The sequence below is a fragment of the Methanolacinia paynteri genome, assembly GCF_000784355.1.
Lineage (GTDB): Archaea > Halobacteriota > Methanomicrobia > Methanomicrobiales > Methanomicrobiaceae > Methanolacinia > Methanolacinia paynteri.
In genome coordinates, this window is sequence record NZ_AXDV01000091.1 from 1 (window position 1) to 330 (window position 330).

1 protein-coding gene is annotated in these 330 nt (G+C 60.9%); it reads right to left on the bottom strand.

The window, feature by feature from the left end; genetic code table 11:
• On the bottom strand, positions 1 to 330 hold a 330-nt coding region (locus METPAY_RS01805), incomplete at both ends, for a 4Fe-4S binding protein (RefSeq protein WP_048148624.1).

A 330-nucleotide genomic window follows, 5' to 3' on the forward strand; every position in this document is an offset into this window, starting at 1 on the left:
GTGCGCCATACGGGCACTGGGGCACACACATTCCGCATCCTGCACAGAGGTCCTCCATGCACTGGGCGAAGTAAGGTTCGAGCTGAACCTTGCCCTGGTGGATCGGGATCGAAGCTGCCGATGCAGCTCCCTCGGCCTGTGCTACTGTGTCCGGAATGTCCTTTGGACCCTGGCAGACACCTGCGAGGAATATACCTGCGGTCGTTGTTCCGCACGGGTTGAGCTTCGGGTGAGCCTCAAGATACCAGCCGTCCTGCGACTTCGAGATACCGAACATCTGGCGGACAGGTTCCGCGTCGGGCTTGGGCTGGATTGCAGCCGCGAGAACGA